The organism is Brotaphodocola sp., from assembly GCF_050873065.1.
Lineage (GTDB): Bacteria > Bacillota > Clostridia > Lachnospirales > Lachnospiraceae > Brotaphodocola.
In genome coordinates this window covers 1-8,872 of the sequence record NZ_JBNMIC010000073.1, presented here as the reverse complement: position 1 = coordinate 8,872, position 8,872 = coordinate 1, and the positions used below count along the sequence as shown (strand labels likewise).

The 8,872-nt window shown below is 51.9% G+C and carries 5 protein-coding genes; all 5 read right to left on the bottom strand.

Translation table 11 applies throughout. From position 1 onward, the window contains the following. The coding region (gene carB / locus ACR0QE_RS12310) for a carbamoyl-phosphate synthase large subunit (protein WP_432628637.1) at positions 1–2,170 on the bottom strand (2,170 nt) is incomplete at its 3' end. After that, entirely contained in the window at positions 2,170–3,261 is a 1,092-nt protein-coding gene (locus ACR0QE_RS12305; protein WP_432628636.1) for a carbamoyl phosphate synthase small subunit, read from the bottom strand. The genes carB and ACR0QE_RS12305, both read right to left, overlap by 1 nt. A 452-nt stretch (positions 3,262–3,713) precedes the next feature. Beyond that, positions 3,714–5,858 (bottom strand): beta-glucosidase, encoded by a 2,145-nt coding sequence (locus ACR0QE_RS12300; protein WP_432628635.1) that lies wholly within the window; start codon positions 5,856–5,858, stop codon positions 3,714–3,716. 121 nt (positions 5,859–5,979) lie between these two features. Beyond that, positions 5,980–7,476, bottom strand: coding sequence for an N-acetylmuramoyl-L-alanine amidase family protein (locus ACR0QE_RS12295; protein WP_432628634.1), 1,497 nt, complete (start codon positions 7,474–7,476; stop codon positions 5,980–5,982). A 98-nt stretch (positions 7,477–7,574) separates the two neighbouring features. Next, positions 7,575–8,872: hypothetical protein (locus ACR0QE_RS12290; RefSeq protein WP_432628633.1), on the bottom strand; the 1,298-nt coding region annotated here is incomplete at its 5' end.

Genomic DNA, 8,872 nt, shown 5'->3' with positions numbered 1-8,872 from the left:
CGTTGATACAGATCTGCATACCCTGACCGCCGAGAACGTAGGACGGACGAACAAGAACCGGATAACCGAGCTGCTCTGCTGCCTTCTTTGCCTCCTCTGCGGTGAATACCGTGTGGCCTGCCGGACGCGGAATCTGGCACTTCTCAAGGATCTCATCGAAGAGCTCTCTGTCCTCTGCCGCATCGACATCTTCTGCTGCGGTACCAAGGATCGGAACACCCATCTTCATCAGGGACTCCGTCAGCTTGATTGCGGTCTGTCCACCGAACTGGACGACTGCGCCATCCGGCTTCTCGATGTCCACGATGCTCTCAACATCCTCCGGGGTCAGCGGCTCAAAGTACAGCTTGTCAGCGATATCGAAGTCGGTACTTACGGTCTCCGGGTTGTTGTTTACGATGATCGTCTCATAGCCTTCCTTTGCAAATGCCCAGGTGCTGTGAACGGAACAGAAGTCGAACTCGATACCCTGACCGATACGGATCGGACCGGAACCAAGAACGAGTACCTTCTTGCGGGAATGCTCCTCCTCAACCTCGCTCACACCGTCGAAGCAGGAATAGTAGTAAGGAGTCTCTGCTGCGAACTCTGCTGCACAGGTATCTACCATCTTGTAAGCAGCGCGGATGTTGTTTGCATGGCGCATTGCCTTGATCTCATCCTGCGGAACACCGCTCAGACGGGAAATCACATTGTCCGGGAACTCGATGCGCTTTGCTTCCTTCAGAAGCTCCGGAGTCAGCGGTCCCTTCTCCAGTTTATTCTCCATCTCCACGATAATTGCAAGCTTATCGATGAACCAGAAGTCAATCTTCGTGATCGCATGGATCTCCTCGTAGGAAATACCGCGGCGCAGTGCCTCTGCGATTACCCAGATACGGCGGTCATCAACCTGTGCGAGCTGCTTCATCAGCTCATCATTGGTCAGAGCCGTGAAATCATAGGAACGCAGGCAGTCTACATGCTGCTCAAGGGAACGGATTGCCTTCATCAGGCCGCCCTCGAAGTTCGTGCAGATACTCATAACCTCACCGGTTGCCTTCATCTGGGTTCCCAGCGTTCTCTTTGCGCTGATGAACTTATCGAACGGCAGACGCGGCATCTTGACTACACAGTAGTCGAGCATCGGCTCGAAACTTGCGTAGGTCTTCTTCGTTACGGCATTCTTGATCTCGTCGAGGGTGTAACCAAGAGCGATCTTTGCAGCTACCTTTGCGATCGGGTATCCGGTTGCCTTGGAAGCCAGTGCAGAAGAACGGCTTACACGCGGGTTTACCTCGATTACGCAGTACTCGAAGCTCGTCGGATGAAGCGCATACTGCACGTTACATCCGCCAGTGATGCCAAGCTCGGTGATGATGTTCAGTGCGGAAGTACGGAGCATCTGGTACTCCTTATCGCCCAGAGTCTGGGACGGAGCAACAACGATACTGTCTCCGGTGTGAACGCCGGCCGGATCGATGTTCTCCATGTTACATACGGTGATCACGTTGCCTGCACTGTCTCGCATTACCTCGTACTCGATCTCTTTCCATCCTGCGATGCAGCGCTCTACAAGAACCTGACCTACACGGGAGAGACGAAGACCATTCTCAAGGATCTCACGGCACTGCTCCGGGTTATCTGCGATACCGCCGCCGCTTCCGCCGAGCGTGTATGCCGGGCGGAGCACAACCGGGTAACCGATCTGCTCTGCAATGCGAAGACCATCCTCAACATTCTCGACAATGTCGGACGGAGCAACCGGCTCACCGATCTTCTCCATCGTCTCCTTGAACATCTCACGATCCTCTGCCTTCTTGATCGTCAGGGCTGTCGTACCGATCAGGCGAACATTGTTCTCCTTTAAGAAACCAGCCTCCTCGAGCTCCATCGCAAGGTTCAGTCCAGCCTGTCCGCCCAGAGTCGGGAGAATGCTGTCCGGACGCTCTTTCTTGATCAGCTGCTCCACAACCTCAAGCGTCAGCGGCTCAATGTAAACGCGGTCTGTGATGTCCTTATCGGTCATGATCGTAGCCGGGTTGGAGTTTAACAGAACGACCTCAATGCCCTCCTCTTTCAGGGAACGGCAGGCCTGGGTACCCGCATAGCCAAACTCGGCCGCCTGTCCGATGACGATCGGGCCGGAACCCAGAACCAGAACTTTCTTGATACCAGGAATCTTAGGCATTATTCATTTCCTCCCATCATAGTGATAAAACGATCAAACAGGTACGAAGAATCCTGCGGTCCCGGACATGCCTCCGGATGATACTGTACGGTGAAAATATTCTTTCCGATGTAGCGCAGACCCTCGTTTGTTCCGTCATTGACATTGGTGAATGCCGGCTCAGCCACTTTCGGATCCAGGCTCTCCGGATTTACTGCATAGCCATGGTTCTGGGAAGAGATGTATACTCTTCCGGTGGAGAGATCTTTGACCGGATGGTTGCCGCCGCGGTGACCGTACTTCAGCTTGAAAGTGTCAGCGCCGGTTGCCAGTGCCATCAGCTGATGACCGAGGCAGATTGCAAAGATCGGCACATTGGATTCATAGAGCTTGCGGATTTCCTTGATGATCTCGACATTCTCCTTCGGATCTCCAGGGCCGTTTGACAGCATGATGCCGTCCGGATTCGTTGCCAGAATCTCCTCTGCGGTGGTATCGCACGGATAGATCGTCACCTCACAGCCGCGCTCTGCAAGAGAACGGGCGATGTTGCGCTTTGCACCGAGATCAAGGAGAGCTACCTTTTTAATCGGCTTCTCAAACTTGTCTGCCTGCTTGAGCACATACTTCTCCTTGCAGGAAGTTGCCTTTACCACGCCCTTGACCGTATATTCTTTCATACGTGCAATCGGCTCTGCAAGATCTGCGTACTCTTTCGTCGTGATCATGCCGTTCATGGTTCCTTTTTCTCTTAAAATCTTTGTGAGAGCTCTTGTATCGACGCCACTGATACCGGGAATGTCATACTTTTCCAAGAAATGCTGGATGGTATCCTCGCTGCGGAAATTGCTGGGGATCCGAGATAATTCACGAACAATATAGCCGTCCGGCCAAGGCCGTCCCGACTCCATGTCCTCATAACAAATGCCATAGTTGCCAATAAGCGGGTAAGTCATCACAACTGCCTGTCCCGCGTAGGAGGGATCTGTGAGAACCTCCAGGTAACCGGTCATCGAAGTATTGAACACGATTTCACTGATTACTTCTCTGGTGGAACCGATGCTTGTTCCTTCAAAAACGGTGCCATCTTCCAGAATGAGAAATGCTTTCATATACGGGGTACCTATCCTTTCTTTTTGCAGGCTCTTTCGTATTTCAGCCCAAATTGATAAGATTATACATGATTCTCTCAATTTTTGCAAGTACTAATTAGGTACTAAATTTAGTACGCTGCGTACTAACCTTAGTACGTTTTCTTTAGTCCTCTGTTTTCTATTATAACGTGTTCTCTTTTCCGATGCAATGCGCTAAAAAAATTTCCCCAAAGACTTTAAGAAGAATTTTTAATAAACATTTTTCATTTTTCTTATAGACAAACCCACAAAAACCTACAAAAGACCTGCAAAAAAAGAGACAGAGAACCTCTCGATCCTCTGCCTCTGCCATTTTCGTTCAGCTGTGTCTTTTTATCATTGTGATTCTTTATTTTCTGGTTCTTTTTTCCCTTTGAAACATCTTCCCTCGACAGTTAGAACGTCTTCCTTTTTTATTTTTCTTATTATGGTCAGATCGTGCAGTATTCGCTCTGGCAGATCTCCTCCACCGATTTTCCGGCACTGATGCGGTAGATCCCCGGCTCCACCTCAAACCTTCCCGACTCTGTCCGATAGACGGAGAATGCCTCTTTTCCGAGCACGAAGGCGACCTCTTTCTTTTCACCGGGCTCAAGAAAAACTTTCTCAAATGCGCGAAGTTCTTTCTCCGGACGGTCCAGAACAAAATTATCCTGTCCGACATAGATCTGCACCGTCTCTGCACCCGCGCGCGTTCCCGTATTCTTTACGCAGAGCTTGACCTGAACGCGAGGAGAATCCCCGTCTTCAAGAACATTTACAGAGAGATCTGTATAGGCAAACGTCGTGTAGGAACGTCCATAACCGAACGGAAAACGCACCGGAATCTTTCTCGTGTCGTAATGGCGGTAGCCCACAAAGATTCCTTCCCGGTATGCAACCGTTTTTCCGCCCGGAAACTCTCCGATGCTGTGCGCCGAGCAGTCCTTGTGAGTGAACGGGATTGACTCCGGAAGACGTCCGGACGGATTCACGCGTCCAAAGATTACCTCTGCAAGCGCAGTTCCGCCCTCCATTCCCGCATACCAGTGCCAGATGAGATTCTGAACCTCCGCCTCCCACGGCATCTCAACCGGGCTTCCAGATGCCATGACGACAACGAGATCCGGGCGGACTTTCAGAAGTTCTGCAATCACCTCATCCTGCCCGTAAGGAAGTTTCATATCCGGACGGTCATGCCCCTCGAGATCCTGCATATGATTCTGCCCGCCAATAAAGATCACGGCATCATATCTCAAATCTTTCGCCTCCCGGACAGCCTCTTCCCGGAGTGTCCGGCGAAGTTTCTCCCGCAGTTCTCCTGCATCCGGTTTCTGCCCGCCCATGCTGCCGCCGCCGTTTTCCAGACTGTCAGCCTGCCAGTTCACCTCTGCGCCCTCCGCGTTGCAGTCCTCCGCCTCGTATCCATGACGGAACGTGATCTTCGTATTTCCGCCGAGAAGCATCTGAAGTCCAAAAAGCGGAGAGATCTCATAGAGTGCCTTGATCTCGGCACTTCCCCCGCCATTTGAATGAATTCTGGCTGCATTGTCACCGATCACAAGGAGACGGCGAACCTTTTTCGGATCAAGCGGAAGCGCTCCATTTTCATTTTTCAGAAGAACGACCGACTCCCGGGCCACATCGAGCGCACGCGCGCGGTGTTCCGGCGTATTGTAAGAACCGGCCGGACGCTCCTCCCCGCCAAGCATATGAAGGCGGAACATCATCCGCAGAATGTTTCTGACTTTCCGGTCAATCCACTCCTGTGGGATCTCTCCTGCTTCCACTGCCCGCTTTAACGGATCCGCCATGCAGTACTCGTCAAAATTGTCCGTGACGGACATCTCGACATCGAGCACACTCTCTGCCGCCCGCTTCGTGTCATGGACACCGCCCCAGTCGGAGACTACCATGCCGTCATATCCCCACTCTTTCCTTAAAATCGTTCCGAGCACACCCTTGCTCTCGCAGCAGTGCTCTCCGCGGAAACGGTTATAGGCAGTCATCAGGGAAAACGGCTGTGCCTCACGGATCACTTTCTCAAACGCCGGGAGATAAATCTCCCTGAGCGCTCTGTCATCCGCCTCCACTTCCACCCAGAGACGCTCTGTCTCCTGATTGTTGAGTGCAAAATGTTTGACGCAGGCCGCAGTCCCTGCCGTCTGGATTCCCTTCACAAGCGGAACTGCCATCTCACCGGCAAGATACGGGTCCTCGCTCAGATATTCAAAATTTCGCCCGCAGAGAGGACTTCTCTTAATATTGATTCCCGGCGCAAGGATCACATCCTTCCCGCGCGCTCTCGCCTCCTCGCCGAGCACACGCCCCGTCTCAAACGCGAGTTCCCGGTTCCATGTCGCCGCAACCGCACTGTTGCTCGGGAGGTAGGAAACAGCATCCTCCCCATGACCAGCCGGCATCCACTTCGCATCCTCAAACTCCTGACGGACTCCCATCGGGCCATCCGAAAATACAATCTGCGGAATGTCAAGACGCTCCACCCCGGCAGTCCGGAAAAGTCCCGCACCATGAATCATGCGGATTTTTTCCTCAAGCGTCAGTTTTTCCAGCAATGCCTCTATACGTTCTCTCATCCTGCCCAAACCTCTCTAACCTTTCACATTTTTGCTGTCTCTACTCGTTCTTCTCTTTATTTCTGTCTTCTGACTTTTCCTAATCTTTCTAATCTTCTTGTTTTTTATCTCTTTAATTTTCTCAGTCTTCTTCCGAGACAATGACATAGTCTTTCACGGTGTACGTCGTCCCCTGAACCTTGATCTTTCCATTTTTCTTCACGCTTCCGGAGGCGTTTACAATCACTTTGCTTCCCGCCGGAATCACCGGCTTTCCCGCATAGTTTTCCGAGAGCACTCCGTCTGCAAATGCATTTTTCTCATAGATATCCGCAGAAATCTCAAAAATATCATTTCCGGAATCCGACTTGATCTTGAGTCCGTCCTCTCCGTAGAGATGTCCCTTGATAAACGCGTTCGTGTACGCTTTTCCGCAGTTTGACAGATAATACTCAAAACTGTCCGCGCCATCCTTCAGCTTGAGTGCTCCATCCTTTGCCATCTGTCCGAGGTGATTCTCGTCCTGACTCAGGTAATAGATGCCCGCCGGCTTTGCACCTTTTCCGGCACCGATCGTTCCACTCAAGCCCTCAAACTCACTCTCTGTAAACAGATGATCTCCGAGATCCGTCCCATCCGTCGCGATCAGCCCCTGGATCATGTGACCGTTCTCGTCAAAGAAATACGTCTGCCCGTCAATCTTCTTATACGCCAGACCGCCGTCTCCGTCTTTTCCTGCCTCATTGTAAATCAGACCATCCGACTTGTCGCAGTAGTACCAGTGCGGCTCACCGTTCTCCTCATCGTCCGGATCCCAGGTGTAGACCCATCCGGATGCGCGCGCTCCGGTCTCCTTGTCATAGTACTTGTTGACCCCGAACGTGTCGTCTCCCGGCTCAAGCTCAATTCCGGGCTGCCAGCCCGTCAGCATGACACCGTTCTCATCAAACACATAGTGGTTTCCGCCGAGATGGGACTCCTCACTCTTCGTCATCTTTCCGTCCCATCCAAAGTAGAAATGCTCCAGTCCGTCATAATCGTGGTCTTTCGAGTTGTCGATGAAATCCCAGTCCGGTTCAAGATACTGCCAGCGAAGGTGGGCGTGACCGTCATCCTCATCCCCGAGATAGTACACATCATAGTTTCCGTCGTTATTTAAAATCCTCTGCCACCCGGAAAGCATGTGACCGTCGCTGTCAAAGAAATATTTATTTTCGACACCGTTTTCTTTCACGCGGACTGCCTTTCCCTCCGTGCGCTTTGCACGTCCATCCGCTCCAAAATAATACCAGAGCGTGTGAATATCCTGGTCACAGGGGTCCTCCGCGTCCGCATTCGATTCCGATGCCCAGCGGTTTTTCACGCGGGCACCGTTCTCATCGACATAATAAATCCGGTCATTGTCGCGGACAATCGAATTCGTGAGCATCACTCCGTTCTCATCGACATAGTAGGAAGCGCCATCTGCTCCACGAATCCATTCTTCCGTCTTGCGGCTCCCGTCAGAGGACAGATACACCCATCCGTCCTCCTCTTTCTGCCAGCCGCTCTTTGTCTCAGCCTCACTGCCTCCCCATGCCGGAAATGCCCCTAAAACGGTCATCACCGCTGCCATCACCGCCGAAACCGTTCTCCTCATGTTTTCCCCTCCCCATTCTATATTTTTCAAAGCTTTTTCATCCCGAAACTTCTTTGGCTTCGTTGATTTCTTTTGCTTCTTTTATCACTTTTACTTCTTTAATTCAGGATATCCCCGCTCTCCGAATCGATCTCCTCCTCAAGGATCTCATCCGGCTGATACAAAAATGTCAGTCTCTTTACAGTCAGCTTTCTGTTCTTGAGGTCCATGAAGACTGCCGGAAGCTGAGGCTCTGACGCCTCTCTCGCCCGCTTTAAGGCATCTGCGAGCGCCTGCATCTCTCGCTTGTCAAAGATGTAAGTGACTTCTTTCTCTGCATACTTCGGAACCTTTGTTGAGACTTTGGACGTCACAGTCTTCCAGCCAGCTGCGTTTGACGATGATGCCAGACTGCTCTCATCCCAGTTTTCCCAGTTCGATGCAGATGCCACCCGCAGAGCGGCCCGTCCGCGTTCTGACTTTGTGTCTGTGCGCTCCGTCTCGTCTCCGCTCTCATCCTCATCCGTCTCAGTCTCGACACTCTCAAGCAGGTATCTCATGCCGACCGGCGTATTGTTTGCCGGAAGCAGGAAGAGATCTTCTGCGATCTGCTCTGCCTCAAGCTCCTGGTACTCTTCCGGATGCGCAAGTGCGTAAATTCCATCTGCATTTACTTGCGCCTCATCAAGTTCTGTATCACTGAGTTTCTCTGCTTCCATCTCTGTATTCAAAATCTCTGCTAAGTTCTCCGCGGCTGTCACTGCGACAAGTCCGGTGATCACAAGATCCTCATCATCCCAGTGGTTGCAGTAGAGTTTCAGGGATTCCAGCGTCGTGTAGTCGTCGATTCCCTCTTTCGTGTACCACAGATACGTTCCATTTTCATCTTCCTTCTTCTCCCAGTCTGACTGATCATTGATCGAGAAGAAGCCTGTGCTCCAGGTGTTATCCGGATTTCCGGTGTAGTAGAGCTTGAGTCCTGCCTTCTCGCCGTGCTCGACTCCGCCGTCTCTCTCAAACTCCGCCTGAAGTTCGTCCTCTGTGAGTTCCACTGTTGTCTCCGCATACTTCGGCATCGTTACAGGGAAAGCACGCTCCGTCTCACCCGGCACGTCCGGGATGTCCGGATTCTCCGGCTGATCTGGCTGACTCGGCTGGTCCGGAAGGGATGGATCTCTCTTTACTGCGACAAGTCCGGTGATCACAAGATCCTCATCATCCCAGTGGTTGCAGTAGAGTTTCAGAGACCCAAGCGTCGTGTAGTCATCGATTTCCTCTTTCGTGTACCACAGATACGTTCCATTTGCATCTTCCTTCTTCTCCCAGTCTGACTGATCATTGATCGAGAAGAAGCCTGTGCTCCAGGTGTTATCCGGATTTCCGGTGTAGTAGAGCTTGAGTCCTGCCTTCTCGCCGT